We start from the raw sequence: 884 nt of genomic DNA on the forward strand, positions 1-884 counted from the left end.
GTCGAAGGACATGGACGTCAACTACATGGTCCTGGCGGAAAAAGGCTCGGTCTGATCTATTCAGAATTCAGCGGCCTGTAGCCGCCGCGCCAGTAGATCAGCGCCTGGCCGGCATCGGACGTGCGCACGGCCTCGACCGAACCGATGACGATGGAATGCGTGCCGCGATCGATCATTTCATCGAGGCTGCAGTCGAATGCGGCCACCGCATCCGAAAGCAGCAAAGCTCCGGTCTTGAGCGTCACCCATTCGGCGCCCTCATAGCGGTCCTTGCCCTTGATGCCGCCGAAGCCGGAGAACCGCTCGGCCACGCGCTGATGCTGGGGGCCAAGCGAGTTGACGCCGAAATGCCGGTAGCGTTCGATCACCGGCCAGGTCGACGATGACCGGTTGACACAGGCGATCACCTTGGGCGGCTCGGCCGACAGCGAGACGACCGAAATGACCACCAGACCGGAGCGATCCTCGCCGGTGCCGGCGGTGATGACGCTGACATTGCCGACGATCAGCCGCATCGCGGCGCGAAAATCAGCTACATCGACGGCAGTCCCCTCGGATGTCTTCGGTTCGGTCATGGCTTGCTCCAGAGCACGATTCCAAAAAGGGAAAGGTCCTCGGAAAAGACCACGCTCAAACAAGAAGATAAAGCAGATCTGGATACAAATTCAGGTGAGATCGGCTCCAGGCGCGAAGGCAGTTCGGATCCCCTGCGACCGCTCACGCCTTCTGGCTTTGTGCCCTGGTGGTGATGAACACGCCGGCAGTGATGATGAGCGCGCCTGCCCAGGTCAGCAGTTGATAGTGCTCGCCGAGGAAGAGGGTTCCGGCAAACAGGCCGACGGCCGCCGCCACATAACCGATCTGGCTGAGATAGACCGGACCCT

General features: G+C 61.2%; 1 protein-coding gene and 1 pseudogene. Both read right to left on the minus strand.

Annotated elements, in window-relative coordinates; translation table 11 throughout:
* Positions 1-56: 56 nt before the first annotated feature.
* Positions 57-575 carry a flavin reductase family protein gene (locus EN879_RS37460; RefSeq protein WP_013529455.1) on the minus strand — a complete coding sequence of 173 codons (519 nt, stop codon included), beginning with the start codon at positions 573-575 and terminating at the stop codon, positions 57-59.
* 142 nt (positions 576-717) lie between these two features.
* A pseudogene (locus EN879_RS40485) lies at positions 718-884 on the minus strand (EamA/RhaT family transporter); the annotation flags it as partial.

Origin of the sequence: Mesorhizobium sp. M7A.F.Ca.AU.002.02.1.1, assembly GCF_003998535.1 — a bacterium.
Classification (GTDB): Bacteria; Pseudomonadota; Alphaproteobacteria; order Rhizobiales; family Rhizobiaceae; genus Mesorhizobium; species Mesorhizobium ciceri.

Bases quoted from the DNA above. Each gene is read 5' to 3' on its own strand.
- EN879_RS37460 (WP_013529455.1), bottom strand. From the start codon at position 575: ATGACCGAACCGAAGACATCCGAGGGGACTGCCGTCGATGTAGCTGAT.